Source organism: Pseudidiomarina indica (assembly GCF_900104245.1).
GTDB classification, from domain to species: Bacteria; Pseudomonadota; Gammaproteobacteria; order Enterobacterales; family Alteromonadaceae; genus Pseudidiomarina; species Pseudidiomarina indica.
The window spans coordinates 36,820-60,161 of the sequence record NZ_FMXN01000010.1 but is presented as its reverse complement, the minus strand read 5'-3'; the positions used below and the strand labels follow the sequence as shown (position 1 = coordinate 60,161).

Here is a 23,342-nt window from a genome sequence, read left to right as displayed (position 1 = left end):
ATCCATTTAAATATGACCTGCCCGCGTCAGCATGACTTGCGCGGTATCCAACATTCGATTTGCAAATCCCCATTCGTTATCACACCAACACAACACTTTCACGAGGCGCTTGTCAGCCACCCGAGTTTGTGTTCCATCGACAATGCTTGAACGCGGATCATGGTTAAAATCAATTGAGACCAAAGGCTCATCAACAAAGCCCAATATCGGTGCTAATTGCCCTCGAGCTGCGGCAGCCAAGGTCGCATTAATTTGCTCAACAGTCACTGGGGTATTCACCGTCACGCTCAAGTCCATTGCCGTTACGTTCGTGGTCGGCACCCGCACTTGGATCGCTTCAAAACGCCCCGCAAACTTTGGCAAAATGCGCTCAATTCCGCGCGCCAAACGGGTATCCACTGGGATAATTGAGCGCCCAGCGGCGCGTGCTAAACGCGGATCTGTATGATAAGCATCAATCACTTGCTGATCATGCATGGCGGCATGAATGGTCGTAATCGCACCACTGTCGATGCCAAACGCGTCATCCAACACTTTAATGACCGGCACAATACAGTTGGTGGTACAGGAGCCATTGGAGACCCAACGGTGCTCCGCGCGCAACTCCTCCGTATTCACCCCGAAAATCGCCGTAAAATCTAAATCTGCTCGGCCCGGTTGTGAGAATAGCACACGCGGTAAACCTTGCTCGGCATACGCTTGACCATCTTCTGGGGTGCCATAAACGCCAGTACAATCCAACACCAAGTCAATGTTTTTCCCTTGCCAAGGTAAGTTCGGTAATTGCTGCTCTGCTGAGACGGCAATCACATCCCCAGCCACCTCAAGGTGGTGTGCATCTCTAACGACCACCGAGCTCTGGAAACGGCCATGGCTCGTATCATATTTAAGCAAATGTGCCATCGCATCAACCGGTGCTAACTCGTTGATGGCTACCACTTGGATGCGGTCTCGATAACCCCGTTCGTACAAGGCTCGGAGCACGCTACGGCCGATGCGACCAAAACCGTTGAGTGCAATTCTTGCTGGTGCGTCACTCATTCGGCTAATAGCTCCTTGGCAGTCGCAATCACCTGCTCTACGGTAAAGCCAAAGTGCTCAAACAACTGCTCTGCCGGTGCGGATTCACCGAAGGTCCTCATGCCAATAATGCGGCCGTTTAAGCCAACATACTTGTACCAATAATCGGCAATGCTCGCTTCAATTGCGATACGTTTTGTTACCTGTGCTGGTAACACCTGCTCGCGATAAGCTGGCTCTTGTTGTTCAAACACGTCCGTCGATGGCATGGACACCACACGAACGGCAACGCCATCCCCTGCAATGCGCTTCGCTGCAGTCATTGCCAAGGCTACTTCAGAGCCTGTTGCAATCAAGATGACGTCAGGTTGTTCCGTACTGTCGAATAAAATATAGCCGCCCCGTTCAATGGCTTTCACTTGTTCCGGAGTACGTTCCTGTTGAGCGAGGTTCTGCCGACTAAATATCAATGCCGTTGGGCCGTCTTTATGCATTAACGCATATTTCCACGCCACCGCAGATTCAACTTGGTCACAGGGGCGCCAAGTGCTCAACTGTGGAGTCATGCGTAAGCTCGCCAACTGTTCAATCGGCTGGTGGGTTGGGCCATCTTCGCCAAGCCCAATGGAATCATGGGTGTAGACAAAAATGCTCTGTTGTTTCATCAGCGCAGCCATGCGAACCGCATTGCGTGCGTATTCCATGAACATTAAGAAGGTCGCGCCATAGGGCGTAAATCCGCCATGCAGTGCAATACCATTCATGATGGCTGACATTCCGAATTCTCGGACCCCGTAATAAATATAATTGCCACTAGCATCTGTGGCAGAAATTCCTTGCGAGCCTGACCACAAGGTTAAGTTTGAGCCAGCTAAGTCCGCCGACCCACCCAGCAATTCAGGGAGTAACGGACCATAAGCATTCAAGGCATTCTGTGATGCTTTACGGCTTGCAATAGCGGCTGGTTCTGCTTGTAATTGCGCGATATAAGCGTCGGCCTGCTGGGCGAAATCTGCCGGTAATTCTCCGGCCATGCGGCGCGTGAATTCAGCAGCTAATTCTGGGTAAGCTTGGGCGTAGGCGGCAAAACGTTGTTGCCAATCAGCTTCTGCAGCAGCACCTTGCTCCACCGCTGACCAAGCAGCATACACATCGTCTGGAATTTCGAAAGGCGGATAATGCCAACCTAGCTGTTCACGGGCCGCCGCAATTTCATCAATGCCTAACGGGGCGCCGTGACAACTTTCTGAACCTTGCTTATTCGGTGAGCCAAATCCAATGATGGTTTTACAAACAATCAAGGTTGGCCGATCGGTGACGGCTTGCGCGGCTTCAATGGCAGCTTTCACTGCAGCGGCATCATGCCCGTCCACTTGATCAATCACATGCCAGCGGTAAGCTTCAAAGCGTTGCACGGTGTTATCCGTGAACCAGCCTTCTACATCTCCGTCAATCGAAATGCCATTGTCATCGTAGAATGCGATGAGTTTCCCCAAGCCAAGCGTGCCCGCTAACGAACAGGCTTCATGGGAGATGCCTTCCATCAAACAGCCATCACCCAAAAAGGTATAAGTGTAGTGATCAACAATGTCATGACCAGGACGGTTAAACTGAGCTGCCAAGACTTTTTCTGCGAGCGCCATTCCAACCGCATTGGTAATTCCCTGACCAAGAGGGCCCGTGGTTGTTTCAATGCCGGGCGCGTAACCATATTCTGGATGGCCGGGGGTTTTGGAGTGCAATTGACGGAACTGTCGCAAGTCATCCATGGATAACTCATAGCCCGTTAAATGCAGTAACGAATAAATCAGCATGGAACCATGCCCGTTGGATAAGACGAAACGGTCACGGTCGGGCCATTGCGGGTTATGCGGATTGTGCTTTAAGAAATCACGCCATAGGACTTCAGCAATATCTGCCATGCCCATGGGTGCTCCCGGATGCCCTGAATTTGCCTGCTGAACGGCATCCATGCTAAGCGCACGAATTGCGTTGGCTAGGTGTTTCCGATCTGTTACTGCTGTAGTCATGACAAGCCCCGAAGTTGAACGAATGAAAAATTGCACAAATGGTGCGCGTATTCTCCACATTTCGGGGCGTTGACGCAAACTTAGATACTTGCTAGCAATGCCTCGACTTTGTCGGTTCGCTCCCACGGGAACTCGTCACGACCAAAGTGGCCATACGCCGCCGTTGGTAAATAGATTGGGCGCTCAAGGTCTAACATCTTGATGAGGCCATAAGGACGCAAATCAAAATGCTGACGCACTAAGGCGATTAATTTTTCATCGCTATGGGTGCTGGTGCCAAATGTTTCAATACTGATGGACGTCGGTTCAGCCACCCCAATCGCGTAGGAGATTTGAATTTCGACCCGCTCAGCCAGCCCAGCTGCTACCAAGTTTTTCGCCACATAACGGGCTGCATAAGCAGCGCTGCGATCCACTTTTGATGGGTCTTTTCCTGAGAATGCCCCACCCCCATGGCGCGCCATACCGCCGTAGGTGTCCACAATAATTTTGCGGCCAGTTAAACCACAGTCACCCATGGGGCCACCAATCACAAACTTACCGGTTGGGTTAATAAAAATCCGTTCCTGTTTGGTTGGGAACCAAGCGGCTGGTAATACCGGCTTCAGAATGGTTTCGATCACTGCTTCACGCAATTCCTGTTGCGACACATCTTCATGGTGTTGCGTTGATAACACCACCGTATCAATGCCAACCGGACGGCCATTTTCATAAATAAAGGTCAGCTGTGATTTTGCATCAGGACGCAACCACGGCAAAATCCCTTCCTTGCGAACTTCCGCTTGACGCTGCATCAGTCGATGCGCATAGGTTACTGGCGCTGGCATTAACACTTCGGTTTCGTTTGTCGCATAACCAAACATTAAGCCTTGGTCACCTGCCCCTTGATCTTCCGGCCGTTCGCGATCCACCCCTTGGTTAATATCAGGCGATTGCTTCCCGATGGCATTCAGCACCGCACAAGAGTTTGCATCAAACCCCATGTCAGAGTGGATGTAACCAATATTGCGGACGGTGTTGCGGGTGATTTCTTCAATATCAACCCAAGCATTGGTGTTGATTTCGCCACCCACTAAAACCATGCCCGTTTTGACATAGGTTTCACAGGCAACACGAGCGCGTGGATCTTGCGCCAAAATGGCATCAAGAACAGCGTCAGAAATTTGGTCGGCTATTTTATCGGGATGACCTTCTGAAACCGATTCAGAAGTAAAAAGGTGCTGTGCCATACTTTACAGTCTCATGTAGGAACGTCATGAACGGAATTTCATAAAAAAAGTGAGCATAGTTTAACTGAACCATGCTCACTTTTCTACATTTAGACGTCTAAAAGTCTTTATTTCTGTTTAAGCGTTGTCATATCAATTACAAAGCGATATTTCACGTCACTTTTGAGCATGCGCTCAAACGCTTCATTGATGGCATCCATGGCAATCATTTCAATATCCGCGGTAATGCCATGCTGAGCACAGAAGTCGAGCATTTCTTGGGTTTCCGCAATGCCGCCAATGAGAGAACCCGCCAAACTACGGCGCTTTGCAATCAGCTGATATGCCGAAGGTGATGGGTGTGCTTCTGCCGGAATACCCACCAGCGTCATGGTGCCATTCAAGCGCAATAAATTGAGATAAGCATCGAGATCATGAGGGGCGGCAACCGTATTGAGGATAAAATCCAGAGAGTTCCGCCACGCTTTCATTTGTTCAGCATCGCTCGAAATCACCACATGATCGGCGCCCAAGCGCTTCGCATCCGCTTGTTTGCTGGCCGAGGTCGTAAACAACACCACTTCGGCTCCCATGGCTTTGGCAAGTTTCAAAGCCATGTGCCCCAAGCCGCCTAGCCCAACAACCCCAACCCGATGCCCGTGGGTCACGCCCCAATGGCGAAGTGGCGAATAAGTTGTAATACCCGCACATAAAAGCGGAGCAACACCCGCCAAAGGCAAGCTGGGGTCAACCCGTAACACAAACGCTTGGTCCACCACAATTCGGTTTGAATAGCCCCCATAAGTCACCCCACCTGAGTGTTTATCGGCGCCGTTGTAGGTTCCCACAAAACCGCTATCACAATACTGTTCCTGGCCTGCCTCACAGCTTGGACAGGTACGGCAGGAGTCGACCATGCAACCGACTCCCACGGTGTCTCCCACCTTAAATTGATGAACTTGAGCACCTACCGCAATCACATGACCAACAATTTCATGCCCGGGTACACACGGAAAAACTGTGCCTCCCCATTCATTTCGAGCTTGATGCAAATCAGAGTGACAAACGCCGCAGTAGGCAATTTCGATTTCAACATCGGTGGCGGTAAGTGGCCGTCGTTGAAATTCGAAATATGTTAACGGCTGATCGGCAGCGGGTGCCGCATACCCAATTGCTGTGGTCATTGTTTGCTCCTTACTGATTCGCATATAACAAAGATTCCGCAACGGTTTGCGTTAACGGGTGGTAGCCTTTTTTCGCTTGCTCATACACCTCACGCGCCCATTTTAAGTTGGCCGGTGTTTTCGCTAATTCGCGATATAACGGGCTCACTAACTTATTGCGGCCAATGCCAATCAGATAGTCATGTAAACGATCTCGTGCAGGCTCATAATTTTTAATAATGGCTAACTTCAACCACGCATGAGCAATTTCATTGTTCTGGCTTTGCGTTAACTGAAACTCTTGGTCTAAACGCGCCATATTTTGTGCCGAGATATCCAACGGCAAGTTATTAATAAAATGCAGCCATTCGTGAGTGGTCCAGGCTTCTGTCGCGAGTTGACCACCTTTGAGCCAACGTTGCATTTGCTGTTCCACTTTCACAAACGCATCAGACGTAGGACGCGGTGCATCTTCAGGTAACCCTGGCTGATGAATCCACTCCTCAACTTTTTCCATGCTCACCGTTTGCGGATGTTTATCCAGCAACTCACGTTTCAAATACTGTTTGAATTGCTCGGTTGAAATGCTCTGGAAGGCAAAGTCCGCAAAGTACTGGCGTAAAAACCCATCAAATGTTTCGCGGCCAAATTTGTCTTCTAGGTACATTAAGAACAGCTGTCCCTTCACATAAGGCACTTGCGAAAAGACATCATCAGGATGACGACGCCCCAACTCAATATTCAGCACCGTGTCTGGTGGAGGTAAGCGTGACATGTCATCCAGCAAGTCTTGATACCCCAAGGCTTGTTCCATTACCGCTCGATCGCGGCCAAACAAGGCTTCCATAATGCGATTTTCAACGTAACTGGTGAACCCTTCGTTAATCCACAAATCACGCCAGCTGGCGTTAGTGACCAAGTTACCAGACCAACTGTGAGCAAGCTCATGAGCAATCAAATTAATGAGACTACGATCCCCTGATACCACGGTTGGCGTAATAAAAGATAAGCGCGGGTTCTCCATCCCACCAAATGGGAAACTAGGCGGCAGCACCAACAAATCATAACGATCCCAGCGATATGGCCCGTACATTGCTTCGGTTGCGGCAATCATGGCAGGGGTATCCGCAAATTCCCATGCCGCGGCTTCTAAAATATAGCTCTCGGCGAACACGGCAACGTTCTCGCTGATTTCCTGTACAGCCAAGTCACCCGCTGCAATAGCGATTAAATAGGCTGGAATCGGCTGCGGCATGCTGAAGTGATATTCACCCGGACGTTCGTCACTCAGACTGTTATCGGCGCTCATCACCGCTAATAATCCAGGCGGAGTACGAACGGTTGCGTGATACGTCATTCGTAAGGCTGGCGTATCTTGAATCGGAATCCAACTGCGCGCATGAATCGGTTGCGATTGGCTAAACATAAACGGATGCTCTTTGCCCGCGGTCTGTTCAGGAGTTAACCACTGCAACCCACTGGCGGTAGGCACCGTTTCATAATGAATCCGCACTTGGCCCGCACTGCGCCCAATATCAATAATTAATTCGCGACCTAAACTAGGGTGAATATCGCCCATGGTGTATTTGGTCGGCTGCCACTGATCGTTCACTAGCAATTCAGCACGATGAATCACCAACTCATTGGTATCTAGATATAATTGCGTACTGTTATCGTGGCGCGCCAGCGAATAGGTTGCCTGCCCACGCAATTTACGGGCATCAAAATCAACCGTAAGTTCTAACTCAAGATGCGGGGTAGACACTTGTTTAATGCGCGCATAACTGTGCGCGTCATCGGCCTGTACCGGCGTGTTCAACATGACTAACGCGATGAGTGCCCCCAGCGCTGACAAAATTCTTGGCAAAGACATACATCATTCTCCTTCGTTGTATGGCGAGAGCCATGATCGTTGGTATAAGCGACAAAATCAAATGATTTCAGGCTGCCAAAAATCACCTCCAATGGTACTATGCGTGCCAGAATGTCGTAAATTGAGGGACAGGGATAATGCGTATACCTCGCATTTATCAAGCCGATTCAGCGCCTTGGGAGCCTGATTTTGAGCTAACACTCGATGCTGAGGCTGCTCATCATTTAGGCCGTGTGCTACGCGTTTCGGTGGGACAACCCATTGAGCTATTTAATGGCGATGGGCAGAATTATGCTGCCGAGATCATCGCGGTGACCAAGCGAGATATCAGCGTTCGGATTCTAAGCGCGACGCCGAATCACTCGGAATCCCCCCTGCGGGTACACCTTGCCCAAGGAATTTCCCGGGGCGAGCGAATGGATTTTGTGTTACAAAAGTCGGTTGAGTTGGGCGTTCATGAAATCACCCCGCTGTTTACCGAACGTTGCACTGTGAAGTTGAGCGGTGACCGCTTGTTGAAAAAACAGCAACAATGGCAAAAAATAGTGATTTCAGCGTGTGAACAAAGTGGACGAAGTGTTGTGCCAGTAGTGCATTTGCCGGTTAGCCTGTCGCAGTGGTTTTCTGACCTGCCAACAGGCCTCCGCTTAACCTTAGACCCCTATGCTCCCACCCCACTGCAGCAGTTAACCGAGCGTCCTGACCAATTAACGCTGCTCATTGGGCCGGAAGGCGGCTTAAGTGACGAAGAAGTTGAGTTGGCGAGTCAGCAGCAATTTTTACCGGTGCGGCTAGGCCCTCGTATTTTACGAACAGAAACCGCAGCCTTAACTGCATTGAGTGTTATTCAATATCAATTTGGCGACCTAGCCTAAGGACTTCAGATGAAGCTTGCGATGATTATGGATCCCATTGAATCCGTAAAGCCACATAAAGATACAAGTTTCCGCCTCTTACTGGAAGCTCAGGCCCGTCAATACGAAATGTATTACCTCACCTTAGATGACCTATCGTTGGTCGGTGGTGAACCGGTGGGCCGGGCACGTACGGTTCAGGTCGTCGATCAGGCGTCAGACTTTTACACCCTGGGGCAACCCGAAACCATGAATCTCGGGGAGTTCGACGTTATTCTGATGCGCAAAGATCCGCCATTTGATAATGAGTTTTTATATGCCACTTACTTGCTCGATTTAGCCGAGCGTCGTGGTGCCCTTGTTGTCAATAAGCCCCAAAGCCTTCGTGACTGTAACGAAAAACTTTACACGGCATGGTTCCCAGAGCTCACCCCGCCAACTATCGTCACGCGCCAAGCAGAACTGATTCGAGCATTTCATCAAGAACATCAAGATATTATTTTAAAACCCTTAGACGGAATGGGCGGTGCCTCCATTTTTCGCGTCGACAGTAGTGGGAATAACCTTGGGGTTATTATCGAAACCCTCACCCAGCATGGCACTCAATACACCATGGTGCAGCGCTATTTACCAGAGATTGTTGATGGCGATAAGCGTATTTTGATCATCGATGGCGAACCCATGCCGTACGCCCTCGCCCGCATTCCTAGCCAAGGTGAAACTCGTGGTAACCTTGCTGCCGGTGGCACGGGCCGACCACAACCATTAAGCGAATCCGACTGGGAGTTAGCACGTCGCGTGGGGCCAGAATTAAAACGCCGCGGCCTGACCATTGTTGGGTTAGATGTGATTGGTAACCATGTTACTGAAATCAATGTGACCAGCCCGACTTGTGTGCGCGAGATTGAGGCCGCATATGAAATAAATATCGCACAGAAGGTATTTGAAGCGATCGAACGTCAACTTGGTTTATGTTAATTCAAAGGATGGATTGAGTAGGAGTAGTCGAGTTAATGGAAACCTTAGCTAGCTTGCAAAATCATTTTTTAATCGCCATGCCGAATATGGATGATCCTTTTTTTGCACGCTCAGTCACCTATATTTGTGAGCACAATGGTGAGGGCGCAATGGGGCTCATCATCAATCAACCCGTTGAGTTGAGTGTCGAGGATTTATTAACCAAGCTTGAAATCGTTGTTCCTACGGAAAACCAGCAGCTTGAGAAACCTGTTTACGCAGGCGGCCCGTTAGCGCGCGACCGTGGTTTTGTCCTACACTCCGCCGAACAACAATGGCGTAGCTCGGTCCAATTAAGTGATGACCTTGTCATTACCACGTCAAAAGATATCTTGGAAGATATGGGGCGTGGCAATACGCCCAGCCATTACCTGCTCACCCTAGGATATTCAGGCTGGGAGGCTGGCCAACTGGAACAAGAGCTGGCCGAAAATAGCTGGCTCGTTATTCCGGCGGACAGCGATATTCTGTTTCATACCCCAAGCCACGAGCGCTGGCAAAAAGCGTTGAAGAAGCTCGGTGTGGATGCTTGGCAAATTGTTTCGGATGTGGGACACGCATGAGTCAAGTGCTGGCCTTCGACTTTGGCACCATGAGTATTGGTGTGGCAATTGGGCATTCCATGACCGGTACAGCAACTCCCTTAGCGGCACTAAAAGCCAAAGATGGGCAACCGGATTGGAACCTGGTGGAGCGGTTGTTAAAAGAATGGCAACCGGATTTTGTGGTCGTTGGCCTCCCATTAAATATGGATGGTACCGAACAACCCCTCACCGAACGGGCGCGTAAATTTGGCCAACGTTTACACGGGCGCTTTGGCGTTCAAATTCACTATCAAGATGAACGCCTAACCACCGTCGCAGCGAAAGAATCCCTGTTCGAACGCGGTGGCTATAAGCAACTCGAAAAAGGTGCTGTTGATAGCGCCGCAGCCCAACTCATCTTAGAAGATTACTTTAACCAGCATTAAAGATTCTCTTCAGCAAACTGAGCTAAGCTACTGCGCACCACCCCATTCAAGTTCACCGTGGCGCTGCCCGAGTAACCTTTGAATCGCTCAACAATGTAGGTCAGGCCCGAGGTAACGGCAGTCAGATAATAGCTGTCAATTTGTGCCAAGTTACCCGAGCAAATAATCTTGGTGCCCGTTCCACAGCGGGTAATGATGGTTTTTAATTGAGATGCCGTTAGGTTTTGAGCTTCGTCCAACAAGACAATGGCATTTTGAATACTCCGGCCACGCATAAAGTTTAATGATTTAAACTGAATGTTCGCTTTCGTCATAATGTAGTTGAGGCTAGCCTCCATGCTCTCATCTTGTTTGTGGAGAACTTCCAGTGAGTCGGTGATGGCGGCCAACCAAGGCGCCATTTTTTCTTCTTCAGTGCCCGGTAAATAACCAATCGACTCTGCAATTTCGGGAGTGCTCCGGGTGACAATAATCTTTTCGTATACGCCTTGTTCAACCACCAACTCCAACGCGGCAGCTAATGCCAGCAATGTTTTACCGCTACCTGCTGGCCCCGTGAGAATGACCAAATCAAGGTTGGGATCAAGTAACGCATTCAACGCCATGCCTTGATAAATATTTTTCGGTTGAATGCCCCACGCTCGATACCCCATCATCCGTTCATAGCTAATGTCATGTAAACGAACATGATGCTCATCATACCCCACCACTTTTGCCGCAAAATGCCCGGAGTCATCAATCACATATTGATTGTGAAACACCGTGGGTAAAACGTCTCGAGCAACTTCATGGAAGGTATCCCGCCCTTGTTGCACACTGGTGACTTCACCGACATGTTCCCAGAAATCGCCTTCAATCTCGACAAAGCCTTTCGATAAAAAGCGAATATCATCAATGAGTTGGTCAGTACGATAGTCCTCAACGTATTTGACGCCGGTGCCTTTGGCTTTAAGCCGCATGTTAATATCTTTCGTGACCAGCACCACTTTGGTATGGGGCCACTGCTGCTGCAGCGCTAGTGCTGTTTGAATAATGCGATGATCATTTTCAGATAAGTTTAAAACCGCATCTTGCTGTTTTAATTGGTAATCTGGAAAAATTGACAAGGTTCCAGCGGCATGGTGCGCGCCTTGTATTTGGGTCAGTGGTACGCCGTTAAGAATTTCTTCAGGTGAAGCATCTTTTAATGCGTTTTCCAATGAACGAATGGCGGTTCGAGCTTCTCGGCTGACATCGCGCTGACGGTCTTTAATGATATCGAGCTCTTCCAAAACCACCATTGGAATCACCACGTGATGTTCATCAAAGTTCAGAAAGGCGAGCGGTTCGTGCAGTAAAATATTGGTATCTAAAATATAGTATTTGGGAGTGCTATCCGTCATGTGTTCCTCACGCAACGTTGTCGCTTTATTATTATTTCATGCATCTTCATTACTAGGTTAGACGAACTTTGATGAAAATGGTGTGAATAATAAAATAATTTTCGTTACCATGTGCGCCCTCATTTTGAACGACGCGGTATAGCTCTCACATGGTAGCAAGAACAACATCCACACAATTTATCCCTGGACAGCGCTGGCTCAGCGAAACTGAAATGGAGCAAGGGCTTGGTATTGTCACCGAGCAACAAGGACGAATCGTCACGGTGTTCTTTCCTGTGACCGGGGAAGATCGCCATTACGCCTGCCATGATGCGCCATTAGCTCGCTTTCGGTTACTCCCTGATGAGCAAGGACAGCACGGTGATGGCTGGACATTTCGAGTAACGAGCGTCAGCGAGCAAGCGGGTTTGCTTGTTTATCAAGGCATTCGTACGGATACCAACACCTCAGTTACCGTACCCGAAGTTCAACTCGCTGCCCAAGTCGCAACCCATCACCCGCTCACGCGGATTTTAGCCGGTAAAACGGACCGTTTGGATATGTTTCGCCTGCGGCAGATGGCACACCATCATCTCCAACGCTGGCAACAAAGCCCTGCTGTCGGCCTTATTGGCGCGCGGGTTGATCTGTTAGAGCACCAACTTTACGTGGCCTCACAAGTCGCTGATCGCCATCACCCTCGGGTACTCTTGGCTGATGAGGTGGGATTAGGAAAAACCATTGAGGCAGGACTGATCATTCAGCGTCGACGACTAACAGGTCGCGCTGAACGTATTTTGATTTGCGTCCCTGATAGCTTAGCGCACCAGTGGCTGGTTGAATTGCTGCGCCGCTTTAACTTGAACTTTAGTCTGTTCGATCAAGAACGTTGCGAACAAGCAGCAAGTAGCGGTGAAGTGGTGTTTGCCAGCGAACAGTTGGTTTTAATTCCACAATCCTTGTTGGATCATCCGTTCTGGTCCGCGGAATTATTGGAAGTTGACTGGGATTTGCTGGTCGCCGATGAAGTGCATCAAATCAAACCGGCGGAACCACGCTTCCAAAAACTCCAACAATTAACCCAACACATCGACAGCGTCTTGCTCTTAACGGCAACCCCGGAACAAGCGGGGCTGGAAGCACACTTTGCACGCTTGCAATTGCTTGACCCTGATCGCTTTGTTGACTATGAGGCGTTCCTTGCCGAGCAAGAACGTTATCGCGACCTTGCCCCACAAGCGGAAGCCCTTGCTGCAGCGGGCGACGATGCGGCACTTGATGACCTCTTAGACTCCTATGGAACGGGACGCGTCATGTTCCGTAATAGCCGCCGTCATATTGGTGGGTTCCCGGTGCGTCAGCTACACGCGGAGCGACTCAGCAGCGGCGATGCGTTGCAAGTTCGCTTCTTATGGCTGGTGGAGCTCTTAAAAAAACATAAACAGCAAAAGTTTGTATTAATTTGCCGCACACCCGAAATGGTCTTAACGTTGCATGAAATGTTGCGCGTCCAGCACGGCATTCATGCAGCGGTGTTCCATGAACACCTCACCTTGGTAGAACGTGACCGGGCAGCGGCCTATTTTGCTAGCCCAGAAGATGGCTGCCCGCTGCTGTTATGTTCAGAAATTGGCAGCGAAGGGCGTAATTTCCAGTTTGCACAACATTTGATTCTCTTCGATTTACCAACTCACCCTGATTTATTGGAACAGCGCATCGGTCGGTTGGACCGCATTGGCCAACAACAGGCCATCCATCTGCATGTTCCAATTGTCCCCAACACGCCGGAAGAGATTCTGTTCGCTTGGTATCAAGCGATGGATGCCTTTACCCAACCAAACGCGATTGGTTCATTGCTATACGAGCAGTTTGAACAGGTAATCCAGCAACTTTGCCAAACCGTGGCGACCCCAGAATTCGATCAGGCGCAGGTTGAACAGCTCATTCAAGCGACGCAAACACAAGCGGCAGCACTCCGTGCCGCGGCCGATGCTGGTCGGGATCGCTTGCAAGAACTCAATGCTTACCGCCCGCACCACCTACAAGCGCTTACGCAAGCCATTGACGAATTGCAGCGGCCCGCTGAGTTAGAACAGTTTATGACAGAGTTTTGGGAGCGGTTTGGTGTCGACTATGAACGTGCCGATGAACACTATGGCTGGTTACGGCCTACCGAGTACTTACGCGTGCCACTGGCAGGCGTTCCTGACGAAGGGTTGGCCATCACTTTTTCACGCTCGTATGCATTGATTCACGATGATGTGACCTTCCTTACCTGGGACCACCCTTTTGTCCAACAAGCGATGGAGCTATTAACCAACGACGTGTTTGGCTGCACAGCGGTGGCCAAGTTACAGAACAAAGCATTGGCAGTAGGTGTGTGGTTTATCGAACTACACTTCAGCAGCCGTGTGCTCGCACCGCGCCAGTTAGCCGTGCAAGAGTTTTATCCGCATCATAACTTCCGAGTTTTGCTGGATAGCAAAGGGCGAGATTTAACCGACAAAGTGGCAGCGGAAGTGCTTGAGCGCCAGCTTCACTTTGTGGATAAAAAGCAAGCAAAGCTCATTCTTAAGCAACTTCGAAGTGATTGTCAGCAGCATATCCAAGGGGCGTTAGAGCCGGCCGAACAGCAACAACAACAAGCATTAGCGCAGGCATCGGCAGCCATGCAGCAACAGCTAGAGCGGGAGTTGACGCGCCTCCAGCAATTGCAACAGCGTAACCCTTATGTCCGCCCCAGTGAAATTCTCGCGATACAACATCGGCAAGCAGGGTTACTGGAGGCTTTTGCACAGCCTCTGTTACAATTGGATGCAGCACGAATCATCATTAATATACCTGAATGACATTACTTCATTACGCACCGGCCACCACTCCTTTCTTAGACATCCGTTATCAGGATGACGATATTGTGGTGGTCAACAAAGCCAGTGGGCTCCTAAGCGTGCCCGGTAAAGCATTGGAGCATCGTGATTCGGTATGGACTCGCCTCAGCTACGCCTGCCCGGATATTCGTGTAGTTCATCGGTTGGACATGGCGACCTCAGGATTACTGGTATTTGCTCACAACAAAACGGCCCAGGCGGCCTTGCAGCGCCAGTTTGAGCGGCGCTCCGTAGGGAAACGTTATGTGGCGAAAGTAGCTGGCCATCTGCCTGCCACACGAGGCGCCATTGAACTTCCCATGCGCTGTGATTGGCCCAATCGCCCGCGGCAGATGGTCGATTTATGGGAAGGTCGTCATGCTCTGACGTTTTATCAGGTTATTGGCCACGATAAGCTGGGAGACATTGTTTATTTGGAGCCTTACACAGGGCGCTCTCATCAGCTTCGAGTGCACATGCAAGCGCTAGGAACGCCCATTCGCGGCGATAAGTTTTATGCAGACCCTGCCGCATTTGCTGCGGCAGAGCGGTTGTTGCTACACGCGGAATCGTTGGCTTTTGACCATCCAACAACGCAGCAACGACTACACTTTACTTGCCCAGCTGAGTTTTAATCAGCTCATAGGCGGCTTGAATTTCTTGGGATTTCACCCGTGCCTGTTCCCGCATTTCAGGCGGGAGCCCTTGTGCGGCCAACTTATCTGGGTGATGTTTATTCATCATCCGTCGATGGGCTTTCTTCACTTCCGCAAAACTTGCGGAACGGCTGACACCAAGAATCGCGTAAGCATTCTCCAACTGTTGTTCAGCACTCACAGAGCTGGCACCTTGACCACTTGCTCGCCCTTGCTGGAAGCGCTGTTGAGCTTGCACCATTTGGATCATCATATCCAATTGTTCACGGCGGAATCCAAGCGCTGTGGTAACCGTGACTAATACTTGGTATTCCGCATCATCAAGCTGGCCATCTTGGAGTGCAACAATCAATAATTGCTCAAGAAAAAACTGCAATAAATCTCGACGCCAGGCAAATTGCGCACGCAACGAGCGCACCTGATCAGCCACTGGAAAATCCGCTTGTTTACCTTCACGAAACGCATCCTGCGCCGCTATTCTTGCGTCCCCTTCTAACTGCAGGGCGGTCATTAATCGACTCACGTAGTCGATATCTTGTTCAGTGACTCGTCCTTTGGATTTTGCTAAATGCCCGAGCACCGCAAACAACGTATAGGTAAAACCGAGCGAATTTGAGCCTTGGCTTTCTTGCGCTTTGCTGAATGCACGATCAAACCAATGGCCGATCAAAAGTCCGATAAATAATCCCGGCAGGCGGGCAAACAGCAAGCCAAACCCTGCGCCAAGAATTTTTCCCCAAACCATAATTACTCCACTGAATGATGGGTGAAAGCTGCCGCTAAAGCAGCGAGTCGGTCCGGTGTCCCCACATCGGTCCACGGGTCAGCAAACACGGTTGCGCCAATGCATTGAGTCGTGATGCCTTGGTCGAGCAACGGGCGTAGCTTCAAATGCTGCACACTGCCGGGTTCATACTGAGAGAACAACTTCGGGCTATAAAGTCCCATCCCGGAATAAGTAAAACTGGGCCACATCGGGTTACGTAACTGTAACAGACCGTGCTGGACACTAAAGTCTCCCTGCGGATGATGCGCGGGGTTACTGGTTAATAATAAGTGAGCCGTTTCATGATCTGCTAACGTGCGCGGCAGCTGTGAAAAGTCAAAGGTGGTAAAAATATCACCATTAATCACCCAAAATGGTTTGTTACCTAATAGTGGCAGCGCTCGGATAATGCCCCCTGCGGTTTCCAACCCGCCTTCGGGCTCCGGTGAGTAACACACTTCGATGCCAAACTGCTGCCCATCACCAATCGCTTGTTCAATCATTTGCCCCAACCAAGCGTGATTAATCACCACTCGGTCGACCCCTTGTGCAGCCAGCTTCTCAAGATGGTAATAAAGTAACGGCTTGCCCCCCACCTGAAGCAGTGGTTTCGGCACGGTATCTGTGAGAGGTCGCATTCGCTCACCGCGCCCTGCCGCTAGAATCATCGCGCGCATGACAGTTACCTCGCTAGCGCCGGCACAATATCGTTCAGCAGCCAAGCACGATAATCCGCAAACTCTGGATAGTGAGCGCTCACCTGCACCAGGTAATTCACCGTACGCGGAATATCTTGCAGATAACCTGATTTACCATCTCGATGATACAGCCGCGCAAAAATTCCAGCGGCTTTGGTATGGCGCTGCATTCCCATCAAGTCAAACCAACGCTGCCATTGAGACAGGGTTACAGAGGCGGTCATGAGTTGCTCAGCTTGTAACTGTTCAAAGAACCCTTGGCTCAAACCTTGGATATCAGCAGGTGGCCATTCAATATAGCAATCTCGTAAGAGACTAACGGCATCATAAGTAATCGGGCCGACCACTGCATCCTGGAAGTCGATATAGGCCAAGCGCCCTGCTTGCACCATGATATTACGAGAGTGAAAATCGCGATGAACCCCTACCTGCGGTTGCTCCAAGGCGTTGTTGATCATGGCTTCACAAAACTCCGCCCACATCTGTTGCTGCTGCTCACTCATGCTTAAGCCCAAGTGAGTCTTCACTAACCAATCATGAAAGAGCGCCAATTCACGTTCTAATAAGGCACGGTCAAATGCTGGCAGTGGCCCTAAATCCGTGTCGGTCACTCGCATGATTTTCATCAAATCCGTGAGCGCCTGTTGGTAGTAATCAGCCATGCTCTTAGCGGTCAACTCTCCCAACAGCAATGCGGAGCCGAGATCATCTTGCAGCATCAACCCATGCTGTTCATCAGCCGCAACCACCGTCGGCACGACCAACCCTTGCTCCGCATAGGCAGCAGCTACCGCCATAAAGGGCTGTAGCGATTCCTGCGGCGGCGGGGCATCAACCGCGATATAACTCCGATGACCATCGGAACAACGAAAATAGCGGCGAAAGCTGGCATCTCCCGACACTGGCTGCAACTGCTGCTGACGATACCCTGTAACCGCCTCGCACCATGCCTGTAATTTCAGTTCTCGTTGATCAGTCATCGGTTCTCCTGCACGATAAATTTCACCTTGATTGCAACCTAATCGACAAAATTCTCTAAAAACCAGAGTTTAGCAAATGGCAGCAGAATAAAAATTGCTTTATCATACCCTGCACATTGTGAAGGACAACCCAAGGTAAGCAGGTTCATGCAAAAAAAATTTCAGGCCCCGATGTGGACGGTCTTGCTGGTTTGCAGCAGCTCTGTTGCTTATGCGCAACAGTCACCGCGTATGCCGGTGCCCGAAATTTGCCCCGTTCCTGCTCCGTTAATTCAACACCCCTCTCAGCCCATTGATAATCTGGAAAAGGGAGCCATTGGTGTTCGTGCTGATCGAGCAGATATTGAGTCCTCTTCGCAAGTCGCCTCATTTTTTGGCAACGTTGAAGTACAACTCGATGACCAACAACTGCAAACCGAACAGGCACAAATCAACCAGCTTACGGGGAACATCAACGCGAGTGGTGCCACCTTGTTTAACAACGGCTATGTGCAGGTTTCCTCAGAAAATTTCCGGCTGAACTCAGGTGAAAACCGAGCTTTTTTGAGTGGCGCTAAATATCAGTTAACGGCCAGCGGAGCCCATGGCAAGGCGGACTTACTCTCGTTGTCACCCCAGCAAATCTTGTTGGAAGGCTCAACGTTTACCACATGCCCCACCGACGACCCCGCATGGCAACTCAGCGCCCAGCAAATTTCGTTGAGTGAAGATGAAGAGTGGGGAGAGGCCTGGCATGCGAAGTTTGAACTATTTGGGGTGCCTGTCTTTTACATGCCCTATATCAACTTCCCAGTCACTGACGCTCGCAAAACAGGTTTTTTGTTTCCAACGTTTGGCTCATCGCAAAAGAATGGCTTCGAAGTAGAAGTTCCCTACTACATCAATATTGCGCCGAACATGGATATGACCCTTGCACCGCGATATATGGCTGAACGCGGTGCACAATTACAAGCGGAATTCCGCCTGCTCCATAGTACCGGTTACGGGAACTACAACGTCGCTTACCTGGCCGAGGACAAATCCTTAGCAGATCGCGATTCACGCTACCTTTGGCGCGTTGAGCAAGCACAGTATTGGGGCGACAATTGGCGGGGCTACTTGAATGGTACCTTTATTAGTGATGACGATTACCTCAACGACTTCGGTTCTGATTTCGCTGGCCGTGCGGATGCGCAGTTATATCGTCATGCCCAACTCGATTACCACTCCGAAGACTGGCAAGTGTCAATGCGAGTGGAAGATTTCGAGTTGTTAGGAACTTACCGTTCGCCGTACCGAACGGTGCCACAAATTAAAAGTTACTATTCCCTGGCAGCGCCATTGAATATGAATTTCACCTTGTTTTCTGAGTTATCACACTTCCAAAACCAAGACGTGAGCAGTGATACCGCCACTCGAATTCATATTGAGCCACAATTGAGCTACCACTTGGAACAGCCCGGTTATGACTGGTTGGCGGAGCTGAGCTATGCCTACACCTATTATAACCAAGATGCCGACCCAACCTTGTCGCACTCGAAAAACCCCAGTCGTAGTTTGCCGACATTTCGCTGGCGCGGACGGATTAATTTAGAACGTGAAATCGCTATTAAAGGCGAAACATATACCCATACGCTGCAACCCCAAATTCAATATTTGTATATTCCTTATCGGGATCAGTCAGGGATTGGTATTTATGATGCCACTCTCATGCAAGATGACTATCAAGGGTTATTCCGGGCGCGGCGGTTTACGGGGCTCGACCGAATTGCCGATGCGAACCAAGTGACCATTGGGGCATCCACCAGTTTATTTGACCGCCAAGCCCGTGAAACGGCACGGATCAGCTTTGGTCAGATTTATTATTTCGAGAATAGCCGAACGCAGTTATTCAATACCGATCAAGTGTCAGCAGAGAATCGTTCGGATTTGGCACTCGAATCGCGTTTTCGAATCTCAGACAATATGTACTTTAATAGCTCCATTCAGTACAACCTTGAAGATAAGAGCACGCGGAAAAGCCAGACCACGTTCGAATATCGTTTAGACGAATTCAACTTGATTCAACTGAGTCATCGAACGGCAACCAACTTACTCGAGAATGATGTGGAACAAGTCGGCATGTTAGGTGTCGTAGAACTAAGTCCACGATGGCAATTAGCCTCAAACTGGTATTATGATTTACAAAACAGTCGTACCAACGATGCCTTCATTGCGTTACAGTACAGCGATTGCTGTTGGGCAATGCGGATTAGTGGCTATCGTAGAATTAACCGCAATCTTGAATTATATGGAGGTCCTCCACAAGTAGGGACTCCAGAATTCGACAATGGGATTAGCATCCAATTTATAATAAAAGGCCTGGGCCGTGATAACCGCAGCTTACTTGATATGATTGAGCAAAGTTTGTTTGGTTATCGTCACCCATTCCATTTGAGCAACTAGGTAGTATTCATGGGTAAATTTGTAAAGGGTATCATCGCCGTCACATTACTTGCCTTCAGTGGGCTAAGCGGCGCACAGCAAGTGCTAGATAGAGTGGCTGTTGTTGTCAATGATGGGATTGTGTTGGAAAGTGAAGTCGAACAATTGGTTCAGCAAGTAAAGCATTCCCTTTCCCAAAGTGGCACCCAATTGCCCTCTGATAAAGTATTACGAATTCAAGCAATGGATCGATTGGTGCTCTCTGAACTGCAATTTCAAATTGCCAAGCGCATGGGGATCACCATTTCTGATCAGCAGTTGCAGCAAGGCCTTACCATGATTGCGCAAGAGCAAGACATTACCGTGGACCAATTGCGCGAGAACATTAGCCGCATGGGGAACGATTGGGACACCTATCGTGAAGCAATTCGGAAAGAGATTGCGATTGCGGAAGCGCAACGTGCGACTGTTCAACGTCGGGTTTATGTCTCACCACAAGAAATCGACAACTTGGTGGACGCGATGAACCAAATGTCTGAGCGCGATATTGAATATCGATTAAGCCATATTTTGGTTGGTTTCCGTGACGGTGCAAGCGCCGATGAAGTTCAAGCGACACGGGTGCGCGCTGAGCAGCTGTTAGAGCGCTTGCGCGACGGCGCAGACTTTGCTCAAGCTGCCATTACTGCATCTTCAGGCCCGCGAGCGCTGGAAGGCGGTGATTTGGGCTGGATGAACATTAATGCCATGCCTACTCTTTTTGCCGATGCAGTCCGTGACAAGAGTGCGGGAGACTTAATCGGCCCACTGCGTAGTGGAGTCGGTTTCCATATTCTTAAAGTGAGCGAAGTGCGTGGTATTCAACAAGTGGAAGTCAACGAAGTAAACGCTCGCCATATTTTGATCACCCCATCCATCATTTTGTCTGAGCGCAAAGCTCATGAAAAACTGGTGGAGCTTCGTGAGAGCATTATCAATGGCGATATCAGCTTTGCCGATGCAGCGCGTGAGCACTCAGCCGATACCGGCTCAGCCGCTCTGGGTGGAGACCTCGGCTGGGCCGAACCTTCCATTTATGCAGAAGAATTCCGCCGCCAAGTAGAGCAGTTACCACTTAACGAAATTAGTGAGCCGTTCCAAACACAATTTGGTTGGCACATTGTGGAAGTCTTGGAACGCCGTCAGTTGGATGCGACTAAGCGCAGTCAACAAAACTATGCGTACCAATTGCTGTTTTCCAGAAAATACCAAGAAGAACTCGAGAACTGGCAGCAAGAACTGCGTGATCAAGCGTACATCGCTACTTTGATTGAGTAAGCCGATGAAACCTGCTGTTGCTCGTATTGCCTTCACCCCCGGGGAACCGGCCGGCATTGGTCCTGACCTCGCCGTTATGTTGGCACAGCAGGATTGGCCGGTCGAGCTGGTTGCAATCGCTGATGCGGAATTACTCCGCCAGCGCGCAGCTCAGCTCCAACTGCCCTTAACCCTGCGCCCCTATAATCCTGCGCATCCGGCCCAACCCCAGCAAGCAGGAACCCTGACCCTGTTGCCCTCTCCTCTGGCTGAACCCGCGGTTGCCCAGCAACTGAATACTGCGAACGCAGCCTATGTGCTTAACACGCTCCAACAGGCAAATGATGGCTGTTTAAGCGGTGCGTTTGCGGCCATTGTTACAGGACCTGTGCATAAAGGGGTGATTAACCAAGCTGGGGTTTCCTTTAGCGGGCATACCGAGTTTTTTGCGGAGCAAAGCAACACCCCTCTGGTGGTCATGATGTTGGCAACGGAGGGGCTTCGAGTGGCACTCGTTACCACTCACTTACCACTCAAAGATGTTGCTCAAGCAATTACCCAAGAGCGTGTTGAAGCGACGCTACAGATTGTTCACGACGACTTGCAACGTAAGTGGGGCTTGCCCTCCCCTCGTATTTTCGTGTGTGGGCTTAACCCGCACGCTGGCGAGCAAGGTCACTTAGGTCGGGAAGAAATTGACCAGATTATCCCTGCAATCGAAGCGTTGCAGTCCCGTGGCATCGCGGTGGAAGGTCCTTTTCCCGCCGACACCATCTTTCAACCACATTATTTGGCTGCAGCCGATGTGATTGTCGCTATGTATCACGACCAAGGGCTCCCTGTGTTAAAATACAAAGGATTTGGTCAAGCGATTAACATCACTTTAGGGCTTCCCTATATTCGCACGTCGGTTGACCATGGTACGGCGCTCGACCGTGCTGGAACTTCTCAAATTGATGACCGCAGTGCGGTCTTAGCAGTGAAAACTGCCATTGATATGGTAACTGGATGACAAAAACACACTTAGGGCATCGCGCTCGGAAACGCTTCGGACAAAACTTTTTGCATGATCAATTCGTTATCAACGATATTGTCGATGCCATTAATCCACAAAGCTCAGAAAATTTAGTTGAAATTGGACCAGGACTCGCTGCGCTCACCGAACCGGTTGCCGACCGCGTCAAGCGGTTAACCGTGGTCGAACTAGATCGTGATCTCGCCGACCGTTTGGAGCAACATCCAAAGCTGCGTGACAAGCTGAAGGTGCACCGCGGTGATGCGTTGAAAACCGATTTTCGCATGTTTGCCCAAACACAACCGATTCGGGTATTTGGGAACTTACCTTATAACATTTCCACCCCTCTTATTTTCCATTTACTGGAGCAATTGGATGTCATCCAAGACATGCACTTTATGCTGCAAAAAGAGGTGGTCGAGCGTTTAGCAGCCGAACCCAATACCAAAGCTTACGGGCGAATGAGCGTGGCGATTCAACAGGCGTGTGCGGTCGAGCCGGTGTTGATGGTGCCGCCAGAAGCCTTTACGCCAGCGCCCAAAGTTGATTCAGCCGTGGTACGCTTGGTACCTTATGAAAATCCGCCGTACCCGGTCACCAAGCGGGCCGATTTACATAAGATTTGTCTGATTGCATTTAATCAGCGGCGGAAAACGATTCGCAATAATCTCAAGGAATTGCTATCTGATCAGCAATTAGAAGCGCTCAATATTGATCCCAATGCGCGCCCAGAAACCTTAACCATCGAAGACTATTGTCGATTGGCGAACTGGTACACGGAACACAAAGGACATCATGCATCAAATTAAAATTGACGTGAAAACCCACTTTATTGCCTCCCACTCGAATGAGGAAGCGGGTGAGTATGCGTTTGCCTATACCATCACAATTACCAATGAATCAGAGCATCAGGTGAAATTGTTAAAGCGGGCATGGAAAATTACCGATGCCGACCACAAAATAACCCGAGTCGCGGGCGATGGTGTCGTCGGTGAGCAGCCAACAATCGCACCGGGCGAAAGTTATAGTTACACCAGCGGCACAGTCATTGCGACGCCCATCGGAATGATGGAAGGCTTCTACACCATGGTTTCAGAGACAGGCACAACCTTTGACGTTGAAATCCAAACGTTTCGGTTGGCGGTGCCTAATATCATTCATTAAT

Annotated in this window: 20 protein-coding genes; 11 read left to right on the top strand and 9 right to left on the bottom strand. The window is 49.9% G+C overall.

Going from position 1 to position 23,342, the window contains the following annotated elements; all coding sequences use genetic code 11:
- Window positions 1-6: 6 nt before the first annotated feature.
- From epd to BLP64_RS08560, 5 genes are all read right to left on the bottom strand, one after another.
- Window positions 7-1,041: an erythrose-4-phosphate dehydrogenase gene (epd, locus tag BLP64_RS08580; RefSeq protein ID WP_092593653.1), complete on the bottom strand. Its 1,035-nt coding sequence runs from the start codon at window positions 1,039-1,041 to the stop codon at window positions 7-9.
- A complete protein-coding gene (gene tkt, locus BLP64_RS08575; RefSeq protein ID WP_176754953.1) occupies window positions 1,038-3,050 on the bottom strand; it encodes a transketolase in 2,013 nt (670 codons plus the stop codon). Before tkt ends, epd begins: the two co-directional genes overlap by 4 nt.
- Before the next feature lie 80 nt (window positions 3,051-3,130).
- Entirely contained in the window at window positions 3,131-4,279 is a 1,149-nt protein-coding gene (gene metK / locus BLP64_RS08570; RefSeq protein ID WP_092593652.1) for a methionine adenosyltransferase, read from the bottom strand.
- Between the two features lie 107 nt (window positions 4,280-4,386).
- Complete coding sequence (locus tag BLP64_RS08565) at window positions 4,387-5,442, bottom strand: NAD(P)-dependent alcohol dehydrogenase (protein WP_092593651.1); 1,056 nt, start codon at window positions 5,440-5,442, stop codon at window positions 4,387-4,389.
- 10 nt (window positions 5,443-5,452) lie between these two features.
- Window positions 5,453-7,294 (bottom strand): M1 family metallopeptidase, encoded by a 1,842-nt coding sequence (locus BLP64_RS08560; protein WP_092593650.1) that lies wholly within the window; start codon window positions 7,292-7,294, stop codon window positions 5,453-5,455.
- 137 nt (window positions 7,295-7,431) lie between these two features.
- Between BLP64_RS08560 and BLP64_RS08555 the strand changes: the two genes are divergently transcribed.
- Genes BLP64_RS08555 through ruvX form a run of 4 tightly spaced genes read left to right on the top strand, consistent with a single transcriptional unit; the run spans window position 7,432 to window position 10,135 of the window.
- On the top strand, window positions 7,432-8,169 hold the full coding sequence (locus tag BLP64_RS08555; RefSeq protein WP_092593649.1) for a 16S rRNA (uracil(1498)-N(3))-methyltransferase: 738 nt from the start codon (window positions 7,432-7,434) through the stop codon (window positions 8,167-8,169).
- A 9-nt stretch (window positions 8,170-8,178) separates the two neighbouring features.
- A complete protein-coding gene (gene gshB / locus BLP64_RS08550; protein WP_092593648.1) occupies window positions 8,179-9,126 on the top strand; it encodes a glutathione synthase in 948 nt (315 codons plus the stop codon).
- 35 nt (window positions 9,127-9,161) lie between these two features.
- A complete protein-coding gene (locus BLP64_RS08545) occupies window positions 9,162-9,728 on the top strand; it encodes a YqgE/AlgH family protein (RefSeq protein ID WP_092593647.1) in 567 nt (188 codons plus the stop codon).
- The gene (ruvX, locus tag BLP64_RS08540; protein ID WP_092593646.1) at window positions 9,725-10,135 is read left to right on the top strand and encodes a Holliday junction resolvase RuvX; all 411 of its coding nucleotides are present in this window, start codon (window positions 9,725-9,727) and stop codon (window positions 10,133-10,135) included. The genes BLP64_RS08545 and ruvX overlap by 4 nt, the downstream gene beginning before the upstream one ends.
- On the opposite strand, the gene BLP64_RS08535 is transcribed toward ruvX, so the two are convergent.
- A complete protein-coding gene (locus BLP64_RS08535) occupies window positions 10,132-11,517 on the bottom strand; it encodes a PhoH family protein (RefSeq protein ID WP_092593645.1) in 1,386 nt (461 codons plus the stop codon). The two genes, ruvX and BLP64_RS08535, sit on opposite strands and share 4 nt — an antisense overlap.
- A gap of 149 nt (window positions 11,518-11,666) precedes the next feature.
- Here BLP64_RS08535 and BLP64_RS08530 point away from each other — a divergent pair, with 149 nt between their 5' ends.
- Together BLP64_RS08530 and BLP64_RS08525 are read left to right on the top strand one after the other, a co-directional pair.
- Complete coding sequence (locus tag BLP64_RS08530; protein WP_092593644.1) at window positions 11,667-14,345, top strand: helicase-related protein; 2,679 nt, start codon at window positions 11,667-11,669, stop codon at window positions 14,343-14,345.
- Window positions 14,342-14,998: a pseudouridine synthase gene (locus BLP64_RS08525; protein ID WP_092593643.1), complete on the top strand. Its 657-nt coding sequence runs from the start codon at window positions 14,342-14,344 to the stop codon at window positions 14,996-14,998. Before BLP64_RS08530 ends, BLP64_RS08525 begins: the two co-directional genes overlap by 4 nt.
- Here BLP64_RS08525 and djlA read toward each other — a convergent pair.
- The 3 genes from djlA to BLP64_RS08510 are packed head-to-tail and all read right to left on the bottom strand — an operon-like array spanning window position 14,976 to window position 17,463.
- Window positions 14,976-15,764, bottom strand: a complete 789-nt coding sequence (djlA, locus tag BLP64_RS08520; protein ID WP_092593642.1) for a co-chaperone DjlA — start codon at window positions 15,762-15,764, stop codon at window positions 14,976-14,978. The two genes, BLP64_RS08525 and djlA, sit on opposite strands and share 23 nt — an antisense overlap.
- 2 nt (window positions 15,765-15,766) lie before the next feature.
- Window positions 15,767-16,462: an N-acetylmuramate alpha-1-phosphate uridylyltransferase MurU gene (murU, locus tag BLP64_RS08515; RefSeq protein WP_092593641.1), complete on the bottom strand. Its 696-nt coding sequence runs from the start codon at window positions 16,460-16,462 to the stop codon at window positions 15,767-15,769.
- 5 nt (window positions 16,463-16,467) lie between these two features.
- Window positions 16,468-17,463, bottom strand: coding sequence for an aminoglycoside phosphotransferase family protein (locus tag BLP64_RS08510; protein WP_092593640.1), 996 nt, complete (start codon window positions 17,461-17,463; stop codon window positions 16,468-16,470).
- 147 nt (window positions 17,464-17,610) lie between these two features.
- Here BLP64_RS08510 and BLP64_RS08505 point away from each other — a divergent pair, with 147 nt between their 5' ends.
- Genes BLP64_RS08505 through apaG form a run of 5 tightly spaced genes read left to right on the top strand, consistent with a single transcriptional unit; the run spans window position 17,611 to window position 23,341 of the window.
- Window positions 17,611-19,887 carry an LPS-assembly protein LptD gene (locus BLP64_RS08505; protein ID WP_092593639.1) on the top strand — a complete coding sequence of 759 codons (2,277 nt, stop codon included), beginning with the start codon at window positions 17,611-17,613 and terminating at the stop codon, window positions 19,885-19,887.
- Window positions 19,888-19,896: 9 nt separating this feature from the next.
- Window positions 19,897-21,183 carry a peptidylprolyl isomerase SurA gene (gene surA, locus BLP64_RS08500; RefSeq protein WP_092593638.1) on the top strand — a complete coding sequence of 429 codons (1,287 nt, stop codon included), beginning with the start codon at window positions 19,897-19,899 and terminating at the stop codon, window positions 21,181-21,183.
- Window positions 21,184-21,187: 4 nt separating this feature from the next.
- A complete protein-coding gene (gene pdxA / locus BLP64_RS08495) occupies window positions 21,188-22,174 on the top strand; it encodes a 4-hydroxythreonine-4-phosphate dehydrogenase PdxA (protein ID WP_092593637.1) in 987 nt (328 codons plus the stop codon).
- Window positions 22,171-22,986, top strand: a complete 816-nt coding sequence (gene rsmA, locus BLP64_RS08490; protein ID WP_092593636.1) for a 16S rRNA (adenine(1518)-N(6)/adenine(1519)-N(6))-dimethyltransferase RsmA — start codon at window positions 22,171-22,173, stop codon at window positions 22,984-22,986. Before pdxA ends, rsmA begins: the two co-directional genes overlap by 4 nt.
- Entirely contained in the window at window positions 22,973-23,341 is a 369-nt protein-coding gene (gene apaG / locus BLP64_RS08485) for a Co2+/Mg2+ efflux protein ApaG (protein ID WP_092593635.1), read from the top strand. The genes rsmA and apaG overlap by 14 nt, the downstream gene beginning before the upstream one ends.
- Window position 23,342: the final 1 nt, after the last annotated feature.